Origin of the sequence: Streptomyces sp. NBC_00358, from assembly GCF_036099295.1 — a bacterium.
In the GTDB taxonomy this organism is placed as follows: Bacteria; Actinomycetota; Actinomycetes; order Streptomycetales; family Streptomycetaceae; genus Streptomyces.
In genome coordinates this window covers 5,675,246-5,699,326 of sequence record NZ_CP107976.1, presented here as the reverse complement: position 1 = coordinate 5,699,326, position 24,081 = coordinate 5,675,246, and the positions used below count along the sequence as shown (strand labels likewise).

The 24,081-nt window shown below is 71.7% G+C and carries 16 protein-coding genes; 9 read left to right on the top strand and 7 right to left on the bottom strand.

What is annotated here, in order from left to right; all coding sequences use genetic code 11:
* The first annotated feature begins 17 nt into the window (after positions 1-17).
* Positions 18-1,532 (top strand): ArnT family glycosyltransferase, encoded by a 1,515-nt coding sequence (locus OHT01_RS24275; RefSeq protein ID WP_328555225.1) that lies wholly within the window; start codon positions 18-20, stop codon positions 1,530-1,532.
* Between the two features lie 84 nt (positions 1,533-1,616).
* On the top strand, positions 1,617-3,332 hold the full coding sequence (locus OHT01_RS24270) for a hypothetical protein (protein WP_328555224.1): 1,716 nt from the start codon (positions 1,617-1,619) through the stop codon (positions 3,330-3,332).
* 13 nt (positions 3,333-3,345) lie between these two features.
* Here the strand turns inward: OHT01_RS24270 and OHT01_RS24265 are convergent, their stop codons facing one another.
* Positions 3,346-3,759, bottom strand: a complete 414-nt coding sequence (locus tag OHT01_RS24265) for an organic hydroperoxide resistance protein (RefSeq protein WP_328451845.1) — start codon at positions 3,757-3,759, stop codon at positions 3,346-3,348.
* A gap of 125 nt (positions 3,760-3,884) precedes the next feature.
* Between OHT01_RS24265 and OHT01_RS24260 the strand changes: the two genes are divergently transcribed.
* Positions 3,885-4,382 (top strand): MarR family winged helix-turn-helix transcriptional regulator, encoded by a 498-nt coding sequence (locus tag OHT01_RS24260; protein WP_328555223.1) that lies wholly within the window; start codon positions 3,885-3,887, stop codon positions 4,380-4,382.
* On the opposite strand, the gene OHT01_RS24255 is transcribed toward OHT01_RS24260, so the two are convergent.
* Positions 4,276-5,865, bottom strand: a complete 1,590-nt coding sequence (locus OHT01_RS24255) for a glycosyltransferase family 39 protein (protein ID WP_328555222.1) — start codon at positions 5,863-5,865, stop codon at positions 4,276-4,278. The genes OHT01_RS24260 and OHT01_RS24255 overlap by 107 nt on opposite strands.
* 93 nt (positions 5,866-5,958) lie before the next feature.
* Between OHT01_RS24255 and OHT01_RS24250 the strand changes: the two genes are divergently transcribed.
* The 4 genes from OHT01_RS24250 to OHT01_RS24235 all read left to right on the top strand — a co-directional run bounded on the left by OHT01_RS24250 (position 5,959) and on the right by OHT01_RS24235 (position 11,123).
* Entirely contained in the window at positions 5,959-7,227 is a 1,269-nt protein-coding gene (locus tag OHT01_RS24250) for a glycosyltransferase 87 family protein (protein ID WP_328555221.1), read from the top strand.
* A 55-nt stretch (positions 7,228-7,282) separates the two neighbouring features.
* Positions 7,283-8,878, top strand: coding sequence for a glycosyltransferase family 2 protein (locus OHT01_RS24245; protein ID WP_328555220.1), 1,596 nt, complete (start codon positions 7,283-7,285; stop codon positions 8,876-8,878).
* A gap of 171 nt (positions 8,879-9,049) precedes the next feature.
* The gene (gene galE / locus OHT01_RS24240) at positions 9,050-10,030 is read left to right on the top strand and encodes a UDP-glucose 4-epimerase GalE (RefSeq protein ID WP_328555219.1); all 981 of its coding nucleotides are present in this window, start codon (positions 9,050-9,052) and stop codon (positions 10,028-10,030) included.
* Positions 10,031-10,163: 133 nt separating this feature from the next.
* Complete coding sequence (locus OHT01_RS24235) at positions 10,164-11,123, top strand: ADP-ribosylglycohydrolase family protein (RefSeq protein WP_328555218.1); 960 nt, start codon at positions 10,164-10,166, stop codon at positions 11,121-11,123.
* A gap of 21 nt (positions 11,124-11,144) precedes the next feature.
* Here the strand turns inward: OHT01_RS24235 and OHT01_RS24230 are convergent, their stop codons facing one another.
* Positions 11,145-11,801, bottom strand: a complete 657-nt coding sequence (locus OHT01_RS24230; RefSeq protein ID WP_405916942.1) for a TetR/AcrR family transcriptional regulator — start codon at positions 11,799-11,801, stop codon at positions 11,145-11,147.
* 173 nt (positions 11,802-11,974) lie between these two features.
* Here OHT01_RS24230 and OHT01_RS24225 point away from each other — a divergent pair, with 173 nt between their 5' ends.
* Both OHT01_RS24225 and OHT01_RS24220 read left to right on the top strand, forming a co-directional pair.
* A complete protein-coding gene (locus OHT01_RS24225) occupies positions 11,975-12,895 on the top strand; it encodes an ABC transporter permease (protein WP_328555216.1) in 921 nt (306 codons plus the stop codon).
* A gap of 16 nt (positions 12,896-12,911) precedes the next feature.
* Positions 12,912-13,730 (top strand): ABC transporter ATP-binding protein, encoded by an 819-nt coding sequence (locus tag OHT01_RS24220; RefSeq protein ID WP_405918507.1) that lies wholly within the window; start codon positions 12,912-12,914, stop codon positions 13,728-13,730.
* A gap of 155 nt (positions 13,731-13,885) precedes the next feature.
* On the opposite strand, the gene OHT01_RS24215 is transcribed toward OHT01_RS24220, so the two are convergent.
* The 4 genes from OHT01_RS24215 to OHT01_RS24200 form a co-directional block, all read right to left on the bottom strand.
* A complete protein-coding gene (locus tag OHT01_RS24215; protein ID WP_328555215.1) occupies positions 13,886-15,037 on the bottom strand; it encodes a glycosyltransferase in 1,152 nt (383 codons plus the stop codon).
* Positions 15,034-17,964 (bottom strand): bifunctional glycosyltransferase/CDP-glycerol:glycerophosphate glycerophosphotransferase, encoded by a 2,931-nt coding sequence (locus OHT01_RS24210; protein WP_328555214.1) that lies wholly within the window; start codon positions 17,962-17,964, stop codon positions 15,034-15,036. The genes OHT01_RS24215 and OHT01_RS24210 overlap by 4 nt, the downstream gene beginning before the upstream one ends.
* Positions 17,965-18,001: 37 nt before the next feature.
* Entirely contained in the window at positions 18,002-18,463 is a 462-nt protein-coding gene (locus tag OHT01_RS24205) for a GtrA family protein (RefSeq protein WP_328555213.1), read from the bottom strand.
* A gap of 272 nt (positions 18,464-18,735) precedes the next feature.
* A complete protein-coding gene (locus OHT01_RS24200) occupies positions 18,736-23,673 on the bottom strand; it encodes an NAD-glutamate dehydrogenase (protein ID WP_328555212.1) in 4,938 nt (1,645 codons plus the stop codon).
* Positions 23,674-24,081 lie beyond the last annotated feature (408 nt).

Here is a 24,081-nt window from a genome sequence, read left to right as displayed (position 1 = left end):
GCCCCGTGGACGACCCCATGAACGGCCCTGCGGACACCGACGTGACCGACTCCGCGAACAGTGCCGGGAACGGCACCGCGAACGGCACGACGAGCCACGCCACAAGCGGCACGGCGAGCGCCACCCCGGACGGCACGGCGAACGGCGCCACGAACGGCACGGTGAGCGGCACAGTGAGCGGCGCCGAGCGCGGCACCGCGAGCGGCGGTGCGGCCGCGCGGCCGCGCCGGGGCTGGGCGCGGGCCCTGCGGGCGCCGCGCTCCGCGCGCGCCCGGGTGATCCTGATCGCCGTCGTCTTCGCCGTCCTCCAGCTCGCCAACCTCACCTCCCGGGACACCCCCGACACCAAGAACTACCTCTCGTACGCGCTGAGTCTGCGCGGTGAGACCAAGCAGGAGGCCGCCGCGCGGACGATCGACTACGTCTGCGCCGGGAAGGCGTCCGTCGCACGGCGGAACCAGGCTGTCGACGTGGTGCGCTTCCACCGCGCGAGTCCGACCCGCCGGGTCCTCGCGGAGTGCCGACGCGACGAGTGGCGGGGCGTGTCCGCCCGGCTGGCGGCCGGGCGGACGGCGGGCCACATCGTGCCGTTCATGCCACCCCGCTTCATGCGGATCTTCGAGGTGCGGCCGGGGTATCCGGTGCTGCTGGTGCCGTTCGTCACCGTGCTGGGGGTGACGTGGGGCCTGTGGGCGGCGGGCGTCGCCGTGACGGTGGCCGGGGGTGTGCTCGTCTTCCTCGTCCTGCGCACCCTGCGCACCTCCACCGGCGCGGCCCTGACCGGGCAGGCGCTCTTCTACGTCCTGCCGTGCGGGACGACGGCGATGCGCCCGATGACCGAGGGCCTGATGATGGCCGTGACCCTGGCGGCGCTGTGGGGCTGCGCGCTGGTGCTGGAGGGCCGCGCGCGGGCCGGGATCTGGCTGGCCGGCGGTTCCCTGGCGGTCCTCTTCACGGTGAAGCACTCGCAGGCGCTGTTCCTCGGGCTGTGCCTGACCGCCGCCTGCGCGGTGCTCCTGGCGCGCCGCCGCCGGTGGGACGGGCCGCTGCGGATCCTCGGCGCGGTGGCGGGCTGCGCGGTGCTCGCCACCGTGCTGCTCGCGAAGGCGCTGCACTACCCGTCCGAGTCGGAGAGTGTGCAGGACCTGCTCACGGCGCATTACGTCCGCCCGGACCGCGCCCATCCGTGGCCGGAGTTCCTCCATCTGGAGGTCGCCTTCTGGGTGGAATGGCTGCGCCGCCAGTTCTGGGAGCCGCTGTTCCTCGCGGCCGTGCTGGCGGCCGGCTGGGGGGCGCTGCGCAGGTGTCCCGCCTTCGCCGTCTTCCTGCTGGCGGCGGCGGGCACCGGGGTGCTCAACCAGGCCGCGCACCCGGACATCAGCGTCTGGGGCGACCGGCTGATCGTGCTGCTGTGGCTGCTGCCGGCGGTGGGCCTTCCGCTGCTCCTCGACTCGGTCGTCCGGCCGGGCGCGCGGGCGCTGGGCGGGATGGTCCCGGGACCGGCGCGCCGGGACGCCGAGGTCGCCCGATGAGGTGATGGCGGGCTAGCCGGAAGATCATGGCGGGCATATAGGGCAGATGCCTGAAACCGCCGGTCCCGTCTCCCCGGCCGCCCGATGAGCGCCGACGTCGCCGTTCGGCGGGGTGCCGTCCGCGGCGCGACGGCGCTGCGCGGCGGAGCCGCCTGGCGTCCGACGCCGTACCAGTTGTTCGGTGGGCTGTTCTGGCTGGTGATGACGCTCGCCTACTGGCGGATCCCGCTGTGCTGCGACGCGGGACAGCACGCGGCGGTCGTCGAACGCCTGCGGGCGAACCTGCTCCACCCACGGCACCCGATGGCGGACCTGCCGGGCGCCGGCAGCCCGTACTACTCGCCGTACGCGGTGGCGCAGGGCGCCTTCGCCCGGCTGACCGGTCTCGGCGGCTGGGCTGTGGTACGGCTGTCGGGGCCCGTGAACCTGCTGGTGCTGCTGACCGGCATCGGCCGCTTCACTCGCGCGCTGACGCCCCGCCGCTGGGCGCCGGTCCTCTGCCTGTCCGCGATGGTGCTGCTGTGGGGCACCGACCGGGCCTGGTGGAGCGGCTACCTCGGGCTGATGTCGATGACGGGCGACCTCGGCTATCCCTCGACGTTCGCCATCGGGCTGGCCTTCTGGGCCTGGGCGTTCACGGGCACGCGCGCGGTGGGCACCGGCGGCCAGGTCCGCTACGTGGGCCCGAGCGGCCTCAGGAGCTGGTGGGGGTACGCGGCCCTGGGCGCCCTGTACGGACTGATCCTGCTCGTTCATCCGATCACGTCGATCGCGGCGGTGCTCGGCGCGGTGGCGTTCGTGGCGGGCGGTCAGCGCGGATGGCGGCGGGGCGTGACGGGCCGCTGGCTGCTGACGGGCGCGGTGGCGCTCCTCGTCGCGTACGCCTGGCCGTACTTCGACGTCTTCGCGCTGACCGGGGACCGCAGCGTGGACGCCATGCACGAGCGGCTGTACGACGGGATGCCCGGACACTTCTGGCTGGCGCTGACCGGTGTGCCCGCGCTGTGGCTGCGGGCCCGGCGCGCCCGGCGGAGCGAGGGGCACGGGTGGCGCGATCCGCTGGTGCTGATGTTCGCGCTGGAGTGCGCGGTGGTGGCGTACGGCTGGGTGAGCGGGCACTACACGTACGGCAGGATCCTCGGGCTCACTCTGGTGCCGCTCCAGTTCGCGCTCGGGGTGGAGCTGGCGGCGCCGCGACCGTGGGGTCCGGGGCGGCGGCTGCTGGGCGGCACCGCCGCGGCCTGCGCCCTGACCGGCTTCCTCACCGTGCAGGCCGGGGCGGTGGTGCCGCGCTCGCTCGACCCGGTCGGTTTCGACCAGCCGCCGCGCTGGCCGACGTACGACTGGGCGGCGCGGTACATCCGGCCCGGCGAGGCGGTCATCGCGGACGGGTACTACTCCGTCCATCTGATCGCGGGCTACGGCCCGGATCTCGCCGCGCCCGCCTGGCCCGACCCCGCCCTGGACGAGGCCGAGCGGCTGCGCCGGCTCGGCGCGGTCCGCGCCTATCTCGCCCCGTCCTCGACCCGGGCCGAACGCACCGCCGTCGCCCGCCGGTACCACGTCCGCTGGCTGCTGCTGACCCGCTGGCGGCAGGTGCCCGAGGAGGCGACGGTGGTGGCGTGGAGCCGGGAGACCGGTGAGGTGCTGGCCCGGATCGGCAGGGCGGCCGGCCCGGGGGCGGGTGGTGGCAGCGGCGCCCGCCCCCGCGCGGGCACCGACGTCACCACCCGCCCCGGGACGGGTCCAGGGGCGACGGCCGGCGCGAGAACCGGCGCAGAGGTCCGCCCTGCTCGATGAGCGGAGGTCCGTCCTACTCGATGACGAGCTCGACGGGGATGTTGCCGCGGGTGGCGTTGGAGTAGGGGCAGACCTGGTGGGCCTGCTCGACCAGCTTGCGGCCGGTCGCCTCGTCCACGGTGTCGGGCAGCTCGACGCGGAGCGTGACGGCCAGGCCGAAGCCCTCGCCCTGCTTGCCGATGCCCACCTCGCCGGTCACCGCGGCCTGGGTGACATCGACCTTCGCGGCGCGGCCGACCAGGCCGAGGGCGCTCGCGAAACAGGCCGCGTAGCCGGCGGCGAACAGCTGCTCGGGGTTGGTCCCCTGGCCGCTGCCGCCCATCTCCACCGGAATGCCCAGCTGGAGGTCGAGCGTGCCGTCGGAGCTGACGGCGCGGCCCTCGCGCCCGTGGGTGGCGGTGGCGACAGCGGTGTAGATCGCGTCCATGGGGACCATCCCTCTCAAGTCGAAATCCTGGCCGGGGCCGCCGGTCCGGCGACCCCATGACCAGAATTAGAGCACGCAATTCAGTTGTGCACAACTAAATTGCCGGCAAGAGCTATCCTGGGGACATGAGCGCAACGCCCGCCCCGAGTCCCCAGGCCCCCGCGGCAGCGGACTTCCTCCGCCTCGACGAGCAGATCTGCTTCTCGCTGAACGCCGCCTCACGCGCCTTCGGAGGGGTCTACCGGGTGCTCCTGAAGGACCTCGGGCTCACCTACCCGCAGTACCTGGTGATGCTCGTGCTGTGGGAGCACGGCGAGCTGCCCGTGAAGAAGGTCGGCGAGCATCTGCGGCTCGACTCGGGCACCCTGTCGCCGCTGCTGAAGCGGCTGGAGGCGGCCGGGCTCGTACGGCGGGAGCGCAGCACGCGGGACGAGCGGTCCGTGCGGGTACGGCTGACCGAGGAGGGGACCGCGCTCAGGGAGCGCGCGCTGTCCGTGCCGCGCCGGATCGCGGCCGCTACCGGGGCGGACCTGGAGGAGATCCGAGAGCTCCGGGCCCGGCTCGACCGACTGACGGCAGCCCTGGACGAGGCCGCCCTGTCGGAGGCGCCAGGATGTACGTAGGCCGACGCACGTAGAGGCGCAGCGTCACCCCTCTGCGCACGATCCGCTCGCGGGGCACGAACCGCTCGTCGATCACGGCGAGTTTGGCCCGTTCGGTCGGGCTGCCCGGAGACCAGGCCCGAGCCGTCGCGAAGGGCGCCGCGACCAGCCACACATGGTCCAGCCGGTCCAGCCGGCGGCGCAGTTCACGGGGGTCCGCCTCCAGGCCGTACAGCGTGCCGGAGGCGGGGGCGGGGACGCTCAGCGCGATGTCGCGGATCCCGCGGAAGCCCTTCGGGTACGCCAGTGCCGCACGCCGCGCGAGCGAGGGCAGGAACAGCACCGGGTCGCCGGGGCGCAGTTCGCGGTGGGCGACGGCGGAGACGGCGGCCAGGTCGTCGGGGCGGCGGTCGGGGCGCCGGTCCTGGCGCAGCAGCGGGAGCTGGACGGCGAGGACGAGCGTCACGGCGAGGACTCCGGTGAGCACCGCGTGCGGCAGTGGCCGCGGCAGCCGCGCCACGAGGCGCTCGGCCCCGGCGGCCGCGAGCAGCGGGGCCCCGGCGAGGGCGTACAGGACGTACCGCTCGTCGTAGAGCGGCCACCAGCGCGACACGGTCAGCAGCACGGCCGGGGGCACGGCCACCAGCGGCAGGGCGACGGCCGGGAGCGAGAAGGTGCCGCGCGGGGTCCGCGCCGGAAGGACCGCGAGGGCGACGAGGAGCAGGTACGGCACGATCACGAGCCGGGCCGGGCCGGTGAACATCGCGAGCAGGCGCTCCGCGCTCCCGAGGCCGGTCCGTGACAGCCAGGCGACCTGCACGGACTGGCTCCGGGAGACCAGGACCAGGGGTGCCAGCAGCAGGGCCACGGCCGCGGCCGCGAGGCCCCAGGCCCGCCACACCCGCGCCGGTACGCGGGCGAGCGCCAGGGTCGCGGCATGGGCGAGGAGCAGGAGCAGGGCCATCTCGTGCAGCAGGCAGGTGGCGGCGACCGTCACCCCGTACGCGCACCAGGGTCCCGCCCGGGCCGACCGGGCGGCCCGCACCAGCAGCAGGGTCGCCCCCGCCGCGCCGGCCGCGACGAGCGCGTAGGAGCGGCCCTCCTGGGCGAAGTGGCCGGTCATGGGCGTGACGGCGTACAGCAGACCCGCCCACAGGCCGACGCGCGGGCGGCACAGGCGCACCCCGAGGGCGGCCACGAGCCCGGTGGCGGCGGCGGCTCCGCAGACGGAGGGCAGACGCAGCCCGACCTCGCCGGGGTGCGGGGCGAGAACGGCGTGCATGAGGAGGTAGTACAGGCCGTGCACGGCGTCCACGGTGTGCAGCAGACGCCAGATCTGGGGCACCGAGCGCCGCGCGACCTGGAAGGTCACCGCCTCGTCGCGCCACATGCCGCCGCGGTCGAGCCCCCAGAGCCCGATCACCAGCATGACCAGCACCGGAAGGAGGACGGCCACCGCCTCCGGACGCCGCGCCGCCGACCGTTTCACCCACGCATACACCATGGGGGCGATTTTTTGCTATTAAACAACTTTTGACTGGTATTGACGGCGTATCACATCATATGCACCATCCATGCGGCTTACGATCCGGGCTTGATGAGCGCCTTCCGGAACCACCGCCCGCTTGCCCTCGCCGCCGCCTGGCTCGCCACCCGCGCCCTGATGCTGTGGCTGCTCGCCCACGACCACCTCGCCCCGCTCGGCGGGGGCGGGGTGTCCCGCGAGGTGGGTCATCTGTACTTCCGCTGGTACGGCGTCCTGTCACGGGGCGCGTTCCCGGTGGGCGACCCGCTGTGGCAGTACCCGCCGGGCGCCGCACCGGTGCTGCTGGCGCCCGCGCTGCTGCCGTCGCTGACCTACTTCACGGCGTTCGTGACGCTCACGCTCGCCGCCGACGCGGTGATCACCGCCGCTCTCACATGGGCGGGGCGGCGGCCCGGCCGCAGTCTGCGCGGCGCCCGGCTGTGGGTGCTGGGCCTGCCCCTTCTCCTGCACGTCCCGCTCGCGCGTTACGACGTCCAGGTCACCGCGTTCGCCGTCGTCTCGCTGCTGACGCTCTCGCGCTCGCCCCGGGTGTGCGGCGCGTTCGCCGCGATGGGGGCCCTGGTGAAGGTCTGGCCCGCGCTGGCGCTGATCGGCACCCCGCGCGGCCGCACCACCCGGGAGGTCTGGACCTCGGCGGCGGTCAGCGCGGCCGCGCTGCTCGCCGTCCTCGCCGCCCTCTTCAGCGGCCCGTTCGACTTCCTGCGCCAGCAGAGCGGCCGGGGCGTGCAGATCGAGTCCCTGGGCGGCACGCTGCTGGGCTTCGCGCGCCACGCCGGATGGCCCGGGACGGTCCGCTACCAGTACGGCGCGATGGAGTTCGTCGGACCGTACGTCGGCGCGGTCGCGGCGGGCTCGCTCGCCCTGACGGTCGCCGCCTTCGGGCTCGTGCTGCTGTGGCGGGTCCGGGCCCGGCACTGGACGCCGGCCACCCCGTACGACGCTGCCCTCGCGGCCGTCCTGCTGTTCACCGTGACGAGCCGGGTGATCAGCCCCCAGTACATGGTGTGGCTGCTGGGCCTCGCCGCCGTCTGCCTCACCTCGCGGCACACCACGCAGCGCCCGGTCGCCGCGCTGATCGTGGCGGCGACGGCGGTCAGCTCGGTGGTGTACCCGGGGCTCTACGGCGAAGTGGTGCGCGGCACCTGGACGGGCTGTCTGCTGATGCTCGTCCGCAACGGCCTGCTGGCGACGGCGGCGGGAGTGTCACTCGTACGGCTGTGGCGGTCCGGTCCGTCCACGACGGCCCCGGACCGCCGCACGTCGGACCGGGGCGCACCCGGTCCACACCGGATTCCCGCCGCCCTCCGAACAAGACAGTGACTGCCTCTTAACGGAGAATTACCCTCAATACTTACGATTCCGGCTCGTGGATCCCATGAAACCTCAGCATGCGAAGGTCAGCGTCGTCGTCATCGGGTACGACGACTCCGCCCATGTGGCGGACGCCGTGCGCTCGGCCCTGGCGCAGGGCCCTGCCGTGCGCGAGGTGATCGCCGTGGACGACCACTCGACGGACGGCAGCGCGGCCCTCCTCGACACCCTCGCCGAGGCGGAGCCGCGTCTGAGAGTGATCCACCGGCCGGTCAACAGCGGCGGCTGCGGCAGTCCGCGCAACGACGGCATCGACGCGGCCACGGCCCCGTACGTGATGTTCCTGGACAGCGACGACGTCCTGCCGCCCGGCTCGGTGGACGCCCTTCTCGGCGCCGCCGAGGAACACGGCGTCCAGGTCGCGGCCGGGCTGTGCGTGCGCCGCGAACTGCCCTCGGGCCGCGAGGTCCCCTGGGAACGCAAGCTCTACACCCGGCCCGCCCTGATACCCCACCCCTCGCGCCGCCTCCGGCTCGCCCACGACACGCTGTGCGTCAACAAGCTGTACCGCGCCGACTTCCTGCGCGAGCACGGCATCCGCTTCCCCGAAGGCCACTACCCCTACGAGGACTTCGTGTTCACCGCGCGGGTGCTGGCCGCCGCGCCGCGCATGGCGCTGATCCCCGACACGGTGTACGTCTGGCACGTCCGGCGCACCGCCGACCGCCTGTCCATCTCGCTCGACCGCGCCGACGTCGACAACTGGCGGGCACGGACCGAGGCGAACCAGGCGGCGTACGACATCCTGCTGAGCGCCGGGGAGAAGCGGCTCGCGCGCGCCGCGCACGCCAAGTTCCTCGACCACGAACTGCGGATGTACACGCGCGAGCTGGAACTGCGCACCCCCGGGTACCGGCGCGCCTGGTGGGACCTCACGCGCGCCTACCTGTCGACGTTCGACGCCGCCGACTTCACCGTCAATCCGGCCGCCCCCGGCCGCCTCGTCGCCCGCGTGATCCTCTCCTCCCCGGACCCGTGCGACCTGCCCCGCCTCAAGGAACTGGCGGCCCGTCCGGCCCGGCTGCTCCCGCCCTACGCCCGCGACTCCGACGGCACCCCCGTCTGGTCCTCCGGGCTTCCCCGGATCACCCTGGACCACCTCCAGGACCGCCCGGCCCATCTGCTGCCCGCCGCCGTCGAGGCGGAACTGCGGCCCCGCGCGCGCGGCACCCGGCTGCGGCTGCGCCTGCACGAGCTGTACGGACGGATGGCGGAGTCGGGTCCCGTCTCGGTGGACGTGGAGTTCGTCCACCGGGACCAGGGACGGGTGGGCCTGTCCGGCACGGCACCCCTGGTGGCCGACCGGTACGGCGACACCTGGTCGGCCGGGCTGCCGGTGGACCTGGCGTCGCTGGGCGCGGGCACCTGGGATCTGCGCCTGACCCTGCGCTTCCGTGACGGCGCGAGCCGGGAGGTGTCGGCGCACGCGCTCGACGGCCCCGGTCTGCTGCGCCGCCGCGCGGTTCTGGACATCCGCCACGGCGTCGTCCTCGTCCAGCCCTACCGGACCCACGCGGGGGCCCTGGGCCTGCGGACGGCGTCCGGTTGGCGAGGTATGACCGACGTGGTGTCCCGCAGGCTGGGTCGCCTGCTTCACTGATGGGCGGACGCGGAGACGCGAGGCACGAACGCGACCACGGCACACGCGCCCCGCCCCGCCCCGCCCGGACCGGACCTGAAAAGACCGGACCGGACCTGAAAAGACCGACGACAGCACCACACCGATCCAACGACAGCACCACCAGCCCACTCACGAGGGGAACGGCCGCACATGACCTGGCTGATCACCGGCGGCGCCGGCTACATCGGAGCGCACGTCGTCCGCGCGCTGCGCGAGGCGGGCGAGCAGGCCGTGGTGTACGACGACCTGTCCACGGGGATCGCGGAGCGGGTGCCGTCGGACGTTCCGCTGGTGGCCGGCTCGACCCTGGACGGCGACCTGCTGGCCCGGACCCTCGCGGAGCACTCCGTCACCGGTGTCGTCCATCTGGCGGCGAAGAAGCAGGTCGGCGAGTCCGTGGACCTGCCCCTGCACTACTACCGGGAGAACGTCGAGGGCCTGCGCGTCCTGCTGGAGGCCGTGACCGCGGCCTCCGTGTCCTCCTTCGTCTTCTCGTCCTCGGCCGCGGTGTACGGGATGCCCGACGTGGACCTGGTGACCGAGGAGACCCCGTGCGCGCCGATGAGCCCGTACGGCGAGACGAAGCTGGCGGGCGAGTGGATGGTGCGCGCGACCGGCCGGGCCACGGGCCTGTCCACGGCCTGCCTGCGCTACTTCAACGTGGCCGGGGCGGCGACCCCCGAACTCGCCGACGTGGGCGTCTTCAACCTCGTCCCCATGGTCTTCGAGAAGCTGACGGAGAACGCCCCGCCGCGCATCTTCGGCGACGACTACCCGACACCCGACGGCACCTGCGTCCGCGACTACATCCACGTGGTCGACCTCGCCGAGGCGCATGTGGCCGCGGCCCGCGCCCTCCAGTCCTCCCCGGGCACCGGCCTGACCCTCAACATCGGCCGCGGCGAGGGTGTCTCGGTCCGCGAGATGATCGACCGCGTCAACGCCGTCACCGGCTACGACCGCCCCCCGGTCACCACCCCGCGCCGCCCCGGCGACCCGGCCCGCGTCGTCGCCTGCGCCGACCGCATCGCCGTGGAACTGGGCTGGAAGGCCCGCTACGACGTCGACGACATGATCACCTCGGCCTGGTCCGGCTGGGTACTCCACCACCCGGACGCCGCCCGGACCTGACACGGACCCGACCGCCCTGAACTCCGTTCCCCGCACGCCCTCATGCCCTCACCCGGCACCCCGCCCCGCACGCACACCCCACGCACCCACCCCACGCACCCACCCCGCACGCCCGCCCGCCTACCCTCGCCGCATGACCGCCACCGGCACGATCCTCGGCTCCGCGGTGGGCGACGCACTGGGCGCCCCCTTCGAGTTCGGCCCGGAAGGAGCCTTCACCCGACGCTTCCCGGTCCCCGGACAGGGCGGGGAGATGTGCGGGGGCGGCGGCTGGGACCCGGGAGAGGCGACCGACGACACGCAGATGGCCGTCCTGGTCGGCGAGTCACTCGTCCGGCACGGCCGCCTCGAACTCCCTGACCTGTTCGACCGGTTCCGACGGTGGGCGGCGGCCGACCCGAAGGACATCGGCCTCCAGACCGAGGCCGTCCTGACGAGCGGGGACCCCTGGGACCTGGCCGCCTCCCTGCACTTCCAGGTGAACCAACGCGCCGCCGGGAACGGCTCGTTGATGCGGGCGTCGACCTCCGCCGTGTTCTTCGCCCGGTACGGCCGGGACGCCACGATGTCCGCCGCCCGCCGCATCGCCGCGCTCACCCACGGCGACCGCGCCGCCTGGGAGGGCACGGCGATCCTGCACGAACTGATCCGCGTCGCCCTGCTCGGGCACGACCCCCTCACCGCGCTGCCGGACACCCTCGGCGCCGTCCACCCCGGCCACCGGGCCCGCTACGCCACCGTCCTCGCCGGCGACTGGCATCCCGACAGGGCGACGGAGTTCAACGGCGCCGTGTGGCCCTGTCTCGGCTCGGCCGTGTGGGCGCTGCGGACCACGGACTCCTACGAGGACGCCGTGCGGGCGGCGATCGACCTGGGCGGCGACACGGACACCGTCGCGGCCGTGACGGGCGCGCTCGCGGGGGCGGTCTACGGGGAGGGCGCCCTGCCCGAGCGGTGGACCGAGTCGCTGCACGTGCCCCTGCCGGGTTCGGGCGGGCGGGTTCTGCGCGCGGCCGAACTCACCGACCTCGCAAGCCGGTTGACCGCGGATGGCCCTGCCGGGGAACCCTCCGCCGGGGACCCCGGGCGCTGAGTCCGGCGGGCCTCGCCCGGGTCAGAGTGCCTTCAGCGCCGCGGCCGTCGCGCGGGCCAGGCTGGCCAGGTAGCCCTTGGGCACCTTGGGCCCGCGGACCACCACCGCCCGCCAGTACAGCGGCCCGGACATCAGGTCCAGCGCGAGTTCGACGTCGGCCCCCTCACGGATCTCGCCGCGTGCGGTGGCCGAGGCGACGATCCCGCTCGACACCGACTGCTGGCCCTCCCGCAGCGCCTGCTGCATGGCGTCCGCGATCTCGGGGTTGCGGGCCGCCTCGGCCTGCAGGTCGGGGATGATCTGGCCGGCGACCGGGTGCCGCAGGGCGCGCGAGGTGACCTCGTACAGGAGCCGCAGGTCGCCTTCCAAGGAGCCCGTGTCCGGAGCGGGAAGACCCTGCACCGCGACCGCCGAGACCAGGTCGAGCACGAGATGGAGCTTGGAGCGCCAGCGCCGGTACACCGCGGTCTTGCCGACGCCCGCACGACGGGCGATGCCCTCGATGGACATCCGGGCGTAGCCGACGGAGGCGAGTTCCTCGAAGACGGCGGCGCGGATGGCCTCGGTGACATCCTCCCGCAGGACGGCCGCACCGGCGGGAGCCCGGCGACGCGGGGCCTTCCCGGCGGCAGGCGCGGGCGTGGCGGCACTCGCGGCTGTATCGGCGTTCGTCGTCATACGCACCAGCATAGGGCGTTACGACGATACGGTTGCGTTCCGACGTCGACTGGGCCTAGTCTCGCGTTACGACGATACGGTCCCGTTCCGACGCAAGAAAACGGCAAGAAACGCTGTTGGACATGTGCGGACACGTACCGCGCGCCCCCACCCCCCGAGCGAAAGCAACGGATGTGAGCCAGGTTCTCAACACACCGCCCCCGACAGCGTCGCCGGCCTCCCACGCCGACGACGCCGCGGCCCTCGCCGCCCGGTACGGCCTCACCGTCAGCGGCGCGCGCCCGAGCCTGCCCGCGTATGTCCGCCAGCTGTGGGCACGGCGCCACTTCATCACGGCGTTCGCCACGGCCAAGCTCACCTCGCAGTACAGCCAGGCCAAGCTCGGCCAGGTCTGGCAGGTGGCGACTCCGCTGCTGAACGCGGCTGTCTACTACTTCATCTTCGGTGTCCTGCTCGGCACCAAGCACGGCGTGCCGGACTACATCCCGTTCCTGGTCACCGGCGTCTTCATCTGGACCTTCACGCAGAGCTCGATCATGGCGGGCACCCGGGCGATCTCCGGCAGCCTCGGCCTGGTCCGCGCCCTGCACTTCCCCCGCGCCGCGCTGCCGGTGTCGTACGCCATCCAGCAGCTCCAGCAGCTCCTGTTCTCGATGGCCGCGCTGGTCGTCATCCTGCTGTGCTTCGGCGTCCCGATGAGCGCCTCGTGGCTGCTCGCGCTGCCCATCCTGGTGCTCCAGTTCACGTTCAACGCGGGCGTCGCGATGATCATGGCGCGGATGGGTGCCAAGACCCCGGACATCGCGCAGCTCATGCCGTTCATCCTGCGTACCTGGATGTACGTCTCGGGCGTCATGTGGAGCATCGACAAGGTGCTCAGCCACAGCAATCTGCCGCACTGGGCGATGGTCGCGCTGGAGAGCAACCCGGCGGCCGTCTACATCGACCTGATGCGCTACGCGCTGATCGACAGCTTCCACGCGCACCAGCTCCCGCACCATGTCTGGGCACTCGCGGTGGGCTGGGCGGTGGTCGTCGGCGTCGGCGGCTTCATCTACTTCTGGAAGGCTGAGGAGACGTACGGCCGTGGCTGACTTCATCGCGCAGGACATCCAGCCGCAGAACGCCGAGAGCGCCGGCCCCGCCCCCGTGGCCGACGCCGAGCGCATCCCGACCGTCATCGCGGACCACGTCGACATCGTGTACCGCGTCAACGGCACCGGTGCCGGGCGCGGCAGCGCCACGGCCGCCCTCAACCGCATCATGCGCCGCGAGAAGGCCGAGAAGGCGTCGGGCGTCCGCAAGGTGCACGCCGTCAAGTGCGTCTCCTTCACCGCCTACCGCGGCGAGGCGATCGGCCTGATCGGCACCAACGGCTCCGGCAAGTCCACGCTGCTCAAGGCGGTCGCGGGCCTGCTCCCGGTGGAGAACGGCAAGATCTACACCGACGGCCAGCCCTCGCTGCTCGGCGTGAACGCGGCCCTGATGAACGACCTCACCGGCGAGCGGAACGTCTACCTCGGCGGTCTCGCCATGGGCATGTCCCGCGAGCAGGTCAGGGACCGCTACCAGGAGATCGTCGACTTCTCGGGCATCAACGAGAAGGGCGACTTCATCACCCTGCCGATGCGGACCTACTCCTCCGGCATGGCGGCCCGGCTGCGCTTCTCCATCGCGGCGGCCAAGGACCACGACGTCCTGATGATCGACGAGGCCCTGGCGACCGGCGACCGCTCCTTCCAGAAGCGCTCCGAGGCCCGCATCCGCGAGCTGCGCAAGACCGCGGGAACGGTCTTCCTGGTCAGCCACAACAACAAGTCGATCCGCGACACCTGCGACCGCGTGCTGTGGCTGGAGCGCGGCGAGCTGCGCATGGACGGCCTGACCGAGGACGTCCTCAAGGAGTACGAGAAGTTCACGGGCAAGTAGGACCCTGAACCGGTAGGCGCGTGAGCGCCTGTCCAGCCAAGCCGCTCGGCAGCCGGACAGGCGACGGGCAGACAGGCAGACAGGCAGACAGGCAAAGACTGAGGCGGAGCCGTGCGACGGCTCCGCCTCAGGTCGTTCCGCGCGCCGACGGCCGCTCAGCGCTCCAGGAACGCGAACAGCTCCTCCCACTTGCGGACGACCTCGTCCGTCGTGAAGCGCTGGACGTTCACGCGCGCCGCCTCGCCCATGGAGTCCCGCAGGGCCTTGTCGGACATCAGCGTGTCCAGCCGGCGGGCCAGTTCACCGGTGTTGCCGAGGGTGGCGAGGAGCCCGTCCTCGCCGTCCCGGACGATCTCGTGGACGCCGGGCGCGCAGTCGAAGGCGGCACACGGCAGGCCGGTGGCCATGGCCTCCATGAGGGCGAGCGGGAAGCCCTCGCCCCGCGAGGACAGCACGAAGACCGAGCCGCCGCGCAGCGCTCCGGGCACATCGCTCGTCCGCCCCATCCAGTCCACGGAGTCGTCGAGCCCGAGGGCCGTGCACTGCTTCCTCAGGATCTCCTCGTCCTCGCCCGAGCCGTAGATCCGCAGCTTCCAGTCGGGATGGCGCGGGGCGGCCTCGGCCCAGGCGTCGAGGAGCATGTCGATGCCCTTCTGGTCGGTCAGCCGGCCGACGCTGACGACGACGTTCCCGGTGCGCGGCGAGGGCACCTCGGGCATGAACGGAAGGGGGTTCGGCATGAAGGACGCGTTGTTCATGCCCTGCCCGATCCACAGGTCGGCGTCCTCGCGGGTGAGGGCCAGCATCCGGTCGACGTCCCGGTAGTGCTTCAGGACCCGCCTGAAGCGCGAGGTCGTCCGGGAGTATTCGTAGGACTCGTGGCTCATCCCGATGACGGTCAGGCCCGCGGTGTCGGCGAGCTCCACCCATTCCATGGCCCACACCTGGGTGACGATCACGACGGCGCCGGGCCGCGCGGCCCGGAACAGCGCGGTCAGCTCGGCGGCCCGCTCCCGCATGCCCGCCGCGCGCTCGGCCCGCAGCCTCCGCTCGGCGATGTCGAGCCGCCCCTTGAGTCCGCGCGCCGATCCGACCCGGGGCGGGTGGACGTCGTACAGCGTCGTGGTGGGGTACGGGAGTTCGCCCAGTTCCTGGGGAACGGCGGGCTCGGTGATGCCCACGACACGCACGCGGTGACCGCGCTCGGTGAACAGCCGGGCCATCTGGTGCGACCAACTGGTCACCCCGCCCAGCTCGTCGACGCTGTTGGAGACGAAGAAGATGTCCCGCTGAGCAGGGCCGGTCATCCACGCCTCCATTGAGCGAAGAACTGGTCGACGACACTGCGGGCCGCCGTCCCTGTGTCGTATTCGCCGAAGTCGGCGGTGAACTGCTCGCGTCTGGGCGCGTACTTGACTGCCTGCTCCTCCAACGAGCCGAGCACCGCGTGCAGTTCGTCCTCGGTGCGCACCACGGGTCCCGGGGCCCGCTCCAGCAGGTCGAAGTAGGTGCCTCGGTCCTCGTGCACATACGCGTCGTAGTCGTACGCGAAGAAGAACAGGGGGCGGTCGAGGAGGGCGTAGTCGAACATCACGGACGAGTAGTCGGTGATCAGTCCGTCGGCGAGGGCGAGCAGCGGGGTCATGTCGTGGTGCGCGGTGACGTCGAGGACACGACCGCGCACGGAGGGCGGGAGCACGACGTGGTTCAGGTAGTGGGAGCGGACGAGGAGGACGTAGCGGTCGCCGAAGGTGTCGGCGAAGCGCTCGACGTCGAAGGGCAGCTCGAACCTCCGCTGTCCGCCGTCGCGGCTGCGGAAGGTCGGGGCGTAGAGAAGGATCTGCTTGTCCTCGGGGATGCCCAACTCGGCGGCCAGCGGACCGCGTTCACGCTGTCCCCCGGCCTCCTCCCGCTGTCTCGCCCGCACGAGCGCGTCGTTGCGCGGATAGCCGACCCGCAGCAGGGTCCGCTCCTGGAGCCGGAACGCCCGCGCGAGGGTGCGCACATCGTGCTCGGAGCGGATCAAGAACCGGTCGAAGCGGTCCAGCGTGCGCTGCTGTTCGGCCTGCTCCTCACGGGACTTGAGCTTCCACTCGGCCTCGTCGAAGCCCATCCGTTTGAGCGCGGATCCGTGCCAGGTCTGGATGTACGTCGTGTGCGGCCGCTTGGCCAGCTTCAGCGGGTAGCTCTGGTTGTCGACCCAGTACTCGGCCTGCGCGAGCGCCCTGAGATACGGCAGCGACCAGCGGCGTACGAGCGTGGCGTCGTCCGGGAAGCCGGCCGGATCGCCGGTGTGCGCCCAGACCGGTTCGAACTCCAGGCCCTGGCGGCGCATCTCCTCGTAGATCGCCCGGGGGCTGTCGCTGTACTGGCGGCCCAGGTGGCTCTCGAAGACGACGAGCCCCTTCCGGACGGGCAGCCGGCTGAACACCTCGTGGTACAGGCGGATTTTGGTCTCCCCCGAGGTGAGCTCCTTGCGCAGGGAGCGCGCCTTGCGGTAGCCCGTCTTGGCGAGCGTGCCGGCCCGGCCGTGCACTCCGCGCTGCACGAGGACGTTCGCCTTCTTGTCGGGGACCAGCCGGAAGGAGAGGTGTCCGCGCGAGGAGACGACCGGTTCGATCCGGTCGGCGACCAACCTGGTGAGCCGGGGCCGGATGGGCAACTGCCCTGCGGCCAGCTCGGGTTCGGCCGCGGTGAGCCGGGTGGTGGTGCGTACGCCGTCGACGTCGAGGTGCAGCCGTACGTCCCACACCGCGTCCACGATGCCCAGCGGCCGCACGGCGGCCAGGTCTACGGAACCCTCCCAGGCGACATGGTCGCCCGCGTGCCACACGTTCGCCACGGGGAAGCGGAAGGTCTGGAAGCGCACCCCGGGACGGCGGGCGTAGAACTCCAGCCGTCCGGTGAGCCGGGCGCCGGGCGGGATCACACCGAGCGGGTTGGTGATGCGCCCGGCCAGCCGGACGGTCCCGCCGGTGCTGTCGTACGAGGTCAGCGCGTTGCGCAGGAACATCTTGTCGACCGGCCTGACATGGTGGCCGAGGTCGGTGACGTCCAGGACGTGCCGGCCGAAGGGGTCGTCGAGATGTTCGGCGCACCAGTACACGCGTCCGTCGCGCTCGACGAGCGGCGAGGAGATCTTGTCGCGGTTGGCGAGCGTGTCCACGGCGGGCAGCAGGTTGTCCCAGTCGCTGACCTGCAGGAGATAGGCGCAGATGGCGTGGATGGGCTCGGCCTCGTCGAAGGCGGCGCGGTCGATCGACTCCAGGTACTGCCGGGCGATCGCCGCGAACTCCTCGCGGAAGGCCGCGTCCCGGAAGGGCAGTTCCCGCAGGTGCAGGACGAGGTCGTGCTTGAGGAACTTGACGTCCTTGGCGAACTTCAGCTCCAGGAGCCCCCGGTCCGCGAGGAGTCGGTCGACCCGCCGGTGGATCTCCATGCGGTGGGTGAAGTTGGCGATCTCGTCGCGCCGGTTGCTGATGGACTTCGCCGCCGCCTTGTCGGCGACCCTCCAGTCGTAGACCCGGTTGGGGATGAGGGTGATGCGGGCGGCCGTGGCGTACGCCTGGGCGGAGAAGAGCAGGTCCTCGTAGTGGATGCCGACCGGGAAGCGCAGTCCCTCGTCGAGCAGGAACCGCCGGCGGTAGCACTTGTTGGTCGACAGGGTGTCGAAGACCAGTAGGTCGGGCAGCTCGGAGATCGACTCCAGGGTGCGGGTGCTCTCGTACAGCCAGGGGTACCACTTGACCTCCTTGCCGGTGCGCGAGTCGACGTGCACGCGCACACACAGGCCGGAGACCAGGTCGGCGCCGGTGGCCTCGGCGGCCTCCAGCATGTTGCGGCAGGCGTTGCGCTCCAGGACGTCGTCGCTGTCGAGGAAGAGGAGGTAGGTGCCGCGCGCCTCGGTGATGCCGCGGTTGCGGGGGGCGCCGCAGCCGCCGCTGTTCTCGGGCAACTGGTGGGCGCGGACGCGGTCCGGGTGCGCGGCGGCCAGTCCGCGCGCCACCTCGTACGAGCCGTCGGTGCTCCGGTCGTCGACGATGACGACCTCTACGTCGTGCAGTGTCTGGTCCAGGACGGAGCGGACGGCGGTGGGCAGCCGGGCGGCGTCGTTGTAGACGATGACGACCACGGAGACGGCGGGCCGCTCCGGCCCGGTCCCGGAGGACCCGGCCGGGGAGGCGGCGGGCTCGGTCCCGTCTTCGGCGAACTCACGGCGTTGATCCACATTCATCCTATTAATCGTAGACATCATGACCCGATATCGGGTGCTAGCGGCTGTTCTTCGCGTGTTGGAACACCCAGGTCCGGTAGACCACGAAGCGGAACGCCGAGGCCAGCACGATCGACAGCGCCTTGGCGATGTTCGCGCCGAGCGGACCGCTCATCCCCAGGCCGTGATAGCCGAGATAGAACAGCGCGCTCTCCATGACGACGCCGAGCCCGCTGAACGCGAAGAAGAGGGCGATCTGGCGCCGGGTGCGCGAGGCCCGGTCCCGGTAGGCGAAGAAGCGGAAGCCGAGGTAGTTCGTCCCCATGGCGACACAGCTGGCGATCACCGTGGCGACCATCGGAGCCCACTTCAGACCGTGCAGCGCCAGGTTGAAGAAGACGATGTTGACGGCGACCCCGCTGCCGCCGACAACCGAGAACCGGGCCACTTCCAGGAAGAGCCGGCGGACTTTCGGGGTCTCCGGGGCACTCCGGGGGCCCACGACTGGAGGGGTCGCCACGGGGGCCCGCCTCTCGGAGAGGTGCAGTGTCACGGGTCCGGATCCTCCACGCGTCTGTCCGTCGGATATGCCGCCGGTCGGGCCGTCGGTCGAGCCAACCCTAAGCTAAATGTCCTATTTACCAGGTATAGGTAAATCGCGAGCCGGAGTTTCGCGAGAGACGGGCAAGAAAGATCGGAGAGCCGTGCGAAAAACGGGGGCGCCCCGGGTCGTGATGACCCGGGGCGCCCCCGTTCTCCTGCCTCCCGGGCCCTGAAGCCCGGGAGCACCACCTAGGAATGCGTGCGCAGCAGCGTCCGCATGGTCCGCATCGCGACCGACAGGTTGGCGAGGTCGAACGAGTCCGAACCCTGGATCTCCTCCAGAGTGGTGCGGGCCCGGCCGAGGATCGCCGTGTTCTTCTCCTGCCAGGCCTCGAAGCGCTGTTCGGGAGTGGAGGTCCCGTTGCCCACGGCGAGAACGTCGGCGGTGAGCGCGGCGTGCGCCGCGTACAGGTCCTCGCGGATCGAGGCGCGGGCCATGGACTGCCAGCGGTCCGCGCGCGGCAGCTCGATGATGCGGTCCATGAGCTTGGTGATGCCGAGCCGGTCGGCGAGGTCGTAGTAGACCTCGGCGACGGCCATCGGGTCCCTGCCCATGCGGTCGGCCACCGAGACGATGTCCAGCGCCGGGAAGGCGGAGGAGAACCCGGCCACGCGGGTGGCGAGTTCGTCCGGCACACCGGCGCCAGACAGCTCGTCGTAGATCTGCTGGTACCACTCCAGGTCCGTGCCGCGGAGCAGCTTGGGCAGCTCCGACCACACCTGCTCGACACCCTCGCTGAAGAAGGTGATCGTCTCGGCGAGCTGGAGCGGCTGCGGCCGGTTGTTGAGCAGCCAGCGCGTGCCGCGCTCGACGAGGCGGCGCGAGTGCAGCCGGATCCGGGTCTGGACGTCGGCGGCCACGACGTTGTCGAGCGCCTCCACCGCGTCCCACACGGCACTGGAGTTGAAGATCGCGCGGGCCGCGGTCTGCGCCCGGACGATCTCCTCCAGCGAGGCGCCCGTCTCCTCTCGGAGGCGGTGCAGGAAGCTCGTACCGCCCGTGTTGACCGTGTCGTTGACCAGGACGGTCGTCACGATCTCGCGGCTCAGCGCGTGCCCCTCGATCTGCTCGCGGAACTTGTCGCGCAGGGCCGTCGGGAAGTAGGCGTGCAGCAGGCTCTGCAGATACGGGTCGTCGGGCAGCGAGGTGGCGAGCAGCTCGACGGAGACCGTGATCTTCGTGTACGCGAGCAGGACCGCGGTCTCCGGACCGGTCAGACCCTGGCCGGCGTTGAGCCGCTCGCGGATCTGCCGCTCGCTGGGCAGGAACTCCAGGGCCCGGTCGAGGTGCCCCTCACGGACCAGATGGCGCAGGAACCGCTGCTGGGCGTGGAGCATGCTCGGGGACTGGGCCAGCGCGTTGGCGATCGCCGTGTTCTGCGCGTAGTTGTTGCGCAGCACCAGGGCGCCGACCTCGTCGGTCATCTCGGCGAGCAGCTTGTTGCGCTGCTTGACGGTCAGGTCGCCGTTGCCCACCACCGCGTTGAGCAGGATCTTGATGTTCACCTCGTGGTCGGAGGTGTCCACGCCCGCGCTGTTGTCGATGGCATCGGTGTTGATCTTGCCGCCGTGCTGCGCGAACTCGATCCGGCCGAGCTGGGTCAGGCCCAGGTTGCCGCCCTCGCCGACGACCTTGACGCGCAGGTCGCCGCCGTCGACGCGGATCGCGTCGTTGGCCTTGTCGCCGACGTCCGCGTGCGACTCGGCGGACGACTTCACATAGGTGCCGATGCCGCCGTTCCACAGCAGGTCGACGGGCGCCTGGAGGATCGCCTTCATCAGGTCGGCCGGCGTCATCTTCGCGGCGCCGGACTCAAGCCCGAGGGCCTCGCGGATGTGCGCGTTGACCGGGATGGCCTTGGCGGTACGCGGGAAGACGCCGCCGCCGGCCGAGATCAGCTCGGTGTTGTAGTCGGCCCACGAGGAGCGCGGCAGCTCGAAGAGGCGGCGGCGCTCGGCGTACGAGGTCTCCGCGTCCGGGTTCGGGTCGATGAAGATGTGCCGGTGGTCGAACGCGGCGACCAGGCGGATGTGCTCGGAGAGCAGCATGCCGTTGCCGAACACGTCGCCGGACATGTCACCGACACCGACCACGGTGAAGTCCTGGGTCTGGGTGTTGACGGCCAGCTCCCGGAAGTGCCGCTTCACGGACTCCCAGGCACCGCGGGCGGTGATGCCCATCTTCTTGTGGTCGTATCCGGCGGAGCCGCCGGAGGCGAACGCGTCACCCAGCCAGAAGTCGTACGCCTGGGCGACCTCGTTGGCGATGTCCGAGAACGTCGCCGTGCCCTTGTCCGCGGCGACCACCAGGTAGGTGTCGTCCCCGTCGTGCCGGACGACGTCGGAGGGCGGCACGACCTCGCCGGCCACCATGTTGTCGGTGATGTCCAGCAGCGCGGAGATGAAGGTCCGGTAGCTGCGGATGCCCTCGGCCAGCCAGGCGTCGCGGTCCACGGACGGGTCGGGGAGCTGCTTGGCGACGAAGCCGCCCTTGGCGCCGACGGGCACGATGACGGTGTTCTTCACCATCTGCGCCTTCACCAGGCCGAGGATCTCCGTACGGAAGTCCTCCTTCCGGTCGGACCAGCGCAGACCGCCTCGCGCGACCTTGCCGAAGCGCAGGTGCACGCCCTCGACACGCGGCGAGTACACCCAGATCTCGTACGCCGGGCGCGGCGCCGGGAGGTCCGGGATCGCCGTCGGGTCGAACTTCATGGAGACGTACTCGTGCGGCTTGCCGCCGACCGCGTGCTGGAAGAAGTTCGTGCGCAGGGTCGCCTTGATCAGGTTGAGGAAGGACCGCAGGATCCGGTCCTCGTCCAGCGAGGCGACCTGGTCGAGCGCGGCGTCCAGTTCCTCCAGCAGGGCGTCGGTCAGCTCGACACCGGCACGCTGGCGCTCCGGCGACATCCGCGCCTCGAACAGCGAGACCAGCAGCCGGGTGGTGTGGACGTTGTCGCGGAGGGTGTCCTCCATGTAGTCCTGGCTGAACGTGGAACCGGCCTGGCGCAGGTACTTCGCGTAGGCGCGCAGCACCATCGACTGCCGCCAGGTCAGCCCGGCGCTCAGCACGAGGGCGTTGAAGCCGTCGTTCTCGGCCTGTCCGGTCCAGGTGGCGGCGAAGGCCTCCTGGAACCGCTCACGGCCGTCGTCGCCGAGCGAGTCGCCGTTCCCGTTCAGGGACTTGGGCAGGCGCAGCCCGAAGTCGTAGATCCACGCCGTCGTACGGTCCGAGCAGCGCAGTTCGTACGGCCGCTCGTCGGTGACCTCGACGCCCATGCGGTTCAGGGCGGGCAGGACCGCGGAGAGCGAGACCTGCTCGCCGGTGCGGTAGATCTTGAACCGGCGCTCGCCGGGCGCGGCGCCCACCGGCTCGTACAGGCTGAGCGCGAAGTCCTTGCTGGGCTCCTGGCCGAGTGCCTGGAGGTGCACCAGGTCGGCGACGGCGGAGCGCGGGGAGTGGTCGGCCTTGTAGCCCTCGGGAAAGGCGTTGCCGTACCGGCGCAGCAGCTCGGCGGCGCGCTCCTCGCCGCACTCGGCGGTCAGCGCCTCCGCGAAGCCGTCGGCCCAGGAGCGCGCGGCCTCGACGAGACGCGCCTCGATGCGGTCCTTGTCGGAGTCGGAGAGCTGCGGGAGCTCGGTGCCCGGCTCGACCCGGACCACGAAGTGCAGCCGGGACAGGATCGACTCGGTGTTCCAGGCCGTGAAGTCGACGCTGGTGCCGTTGAGCTCTTCCTTGAGGATGTCGATGATCCGCAGGCGCACACCGGTGGTGTAGCGGTCGCGCGGGAGGTAGACGAGGGCCGAGTAGTAGCGCCCGTACTCGTCCTGACGCAGGTAGAGCCGCAGCCGGCGCCGCTCCTGGAGGTACAGGACGGACGTGACGATCGCCCGGAGCTCGTCGGCGGGCGTCTGGAACAGCTCGTCGCGCGGGTACGTCTCCATGATCTGGAGGAGGTCGCGTCCGTCGTGGCTGTTGGGCGAGAACCCGGCGCCGCGCAGGACTTCCTCGACCTTGCGGCGGACGACGGGCACCCGGCGCACGGACTCGGTGTACGCGGCGGAGGAGAACAGACCCAGGAAGCGGCGCTCCCCGACGACGTCACCGTTCTCGTCGAACTTCTTGACCCCGACGTAGTCCAGGTACGACGGCCGGTGCACGGTGGCCCGGCTGTTCGCCTTGGTCAGGATCAGCAGCTTGTGCTCACGGGCCTTGGCGCGGGCGTCCGCGGGCAGGCGCTCGAAGGACGGGCTGACCGGGTGGCTGTCCTCGCCGTGCTGGGGGTCGGAGCGCAGGATGCCGAGCCCGGTTCCGGGGACGGCCGCCAGCGAGTCGTCCTCGCGCAGCTGATACTCGCGGTACCCGAGGAAGGTGAAGTGGTCGCCGGAGAGCCAGCGCAGCAGCTCACGGGCCTCCTCGACCTCCTGGTCGCGCAGGTCGTCGGCGGTCGGCTCCTTGGGGAGCTCCTCCGCGATCCGCAGCGCCGCGTCGCGCATCTTCTCCCAGTCCTCGACGGCCTCACGGACGTCGGACAGGACGCGCAGCAGGTCGGCGGTGATCTGCTTCAGATCGGCGCGGTCGGTCTCCCGGTCGATCTCGACGTGGATCCACGACTCGACGTGCGCGTCGTGCGGCAGCTCCTCGGCGGAGGGCCGCGTGGGCAGCACCTCGATGAGCTCGCCGGTGAGGTTGCGCCGCAGGACGAACTGCGGGTGGATGACGACGTGGATGCCGCGTCCCTGGCGGGACAGCTCGTTGGTCACCGAGTCCACGAGGAAGGGCATGTCGTCCGTGACCACCTCGACGACGGAGTGGCTGCAGGTCCAGCCGTTCTCCTCGACGGTGGGGGTGTGCACGCGCACGTTGGCCGTGCCCTGAGGGCGGTTCTCGGCCAGTCGGTAGTGGGAGAAGGCCGCTCCGAAGACGTCGACCGGGTCGCGGTCGCTGAGGTCCTCCGGGGCCGTGTGCAGGTAGTAGCGCTGGAGGAACGCGAGCACGGTGTCCCGGTCGGGGGTGCCCTCGTCCGTCGTCCCAGTCGGTAGGTGCCCCCCGACCGGGCTGTTCTCAGCTACCCGGGCGGCCCGTTCGAGCAGCTCGGCCTTGGCTTCGTCCAGCTTGGTCTGCATTGTCCTCTGGCTCCTGTCGCGCGCCGTTGCGTGACGTTGAAGGAAGTACGGTCTCGTCGCTTCCGACGCAACGCCGTGACGCGGGGTGTCCGGTCTGCTCCGACGCTATGCCGCAAGGTGAGATGAGCGGGGGGGTATCGGCCATTCTCGACGCCCTCGGAGACTGTGACGCCGCTCTCGTCGACGTCCGTTCCCGGGGTGCCGACGGCCGACGGAGTGCGCTGCCGCCGGCGCTCGCCGCGTTTCCGCTCGCGCATGCGGCCGTCGCCGTCATCCCGTCCCGCCCATGGAGATCAGCGATTGCCGCCCGGTCACGGATGTCGTCCGTGCGCTCCGGGCGCGGGGCAGGGGCGACGATGCCCCCGCGAGATATCGCGCTGATCACGCCACCAGGCTATCGCCCCCGAC

Coding starts and splice junctions, on each gene's coding strand:
- OHT01_RS24275 (WP_328555225.1), top strand. CDS start 18: ATGAACGGCCCTGCGGACACCGACGTGACCGACTCCGCGAACAGTGCC.
- OHT01_RS24270 (WP_328555224.1), top strand. CDS start 1,617: ATGAGCGCCGACGTCGCCGTTCGGCGGGGTGCCGTCCGCGGCGCGACG.
- OHT01_RS24265 (WP_328451845.1), bottom strand. CDS start 3,759: ATGGACGCGATCTACACCGCTGTCGCCACCGCCACCCACGGGCGCGAG.
- OHT01_RS24260 (WP_328555223.1), top strand. CDS start 3,885: ATGAGCGCAACGCCCGCCCCGAGTCCCCAGGCCCCCGCGGCAGCGGAC.
- OHT01_RS24255 (WP_328555222.1), bottom strand. CDS start 5,865: ATGGTGTATGCGTGGGTGAAACGGTCGGCGGCGCGGCGTCCGGAGGCG.
- OHT01_RS24250 (WP_328555221.1), top strand. CDS start 5,959: ATGAGCGCCTTCCGGAACCACCGCCCGCTTGCCCTCGCCGCCGCCTGG.
- OHT01_RS24245 (WP_328555220.1), top strand. CDS start 7,283: ATGAAACCTCAGCATGCGAAGGTCAGCGTCGTCGTCATCGGGTACGAC.
- galE (WP_328555219.1), top strand. CDS start 9,050: ATGACCTGGCTGATCACCGGCGGCGCCGGCTACATCGGAGCGCACGTC.
- OHT01_RS24235 (WP_328555218.1), top strand. CDS start 10,164: ATGACCGCCACCGGCACGATCCTCGGCTCCGCGGTGGGCGACGCACTG.
- OHT01_RS24230 (WP_405916942.1), bottom strand. CDS start 11,801: ATGACGACGAACGCCGATACAGCCGCGAGTGCCGCCACGCCCGCGCCT.
- OHT01_RS24215 (WP_328555215.1), bottom strand. CDS start 15,037: ATGACCGGCCCTGCTCAGCGGGACATCTTCTTCGTCTCCAACAGCGTC.
- OHT01_RS24210 (WP_328555214.1), bottom strand. CDS start 17,964: ATGAATGTGGATCAACGCCGTGAGTTCGCCGAAGACGGGACCGAGCCC.
- OHT01_RS24200 (WP_328555212.1), bottom strand. CDS start 23,673: ATGCAGACCAAGCTGGACGAAGCCAAGGCCGAGCTGCTCGAACGGGCC.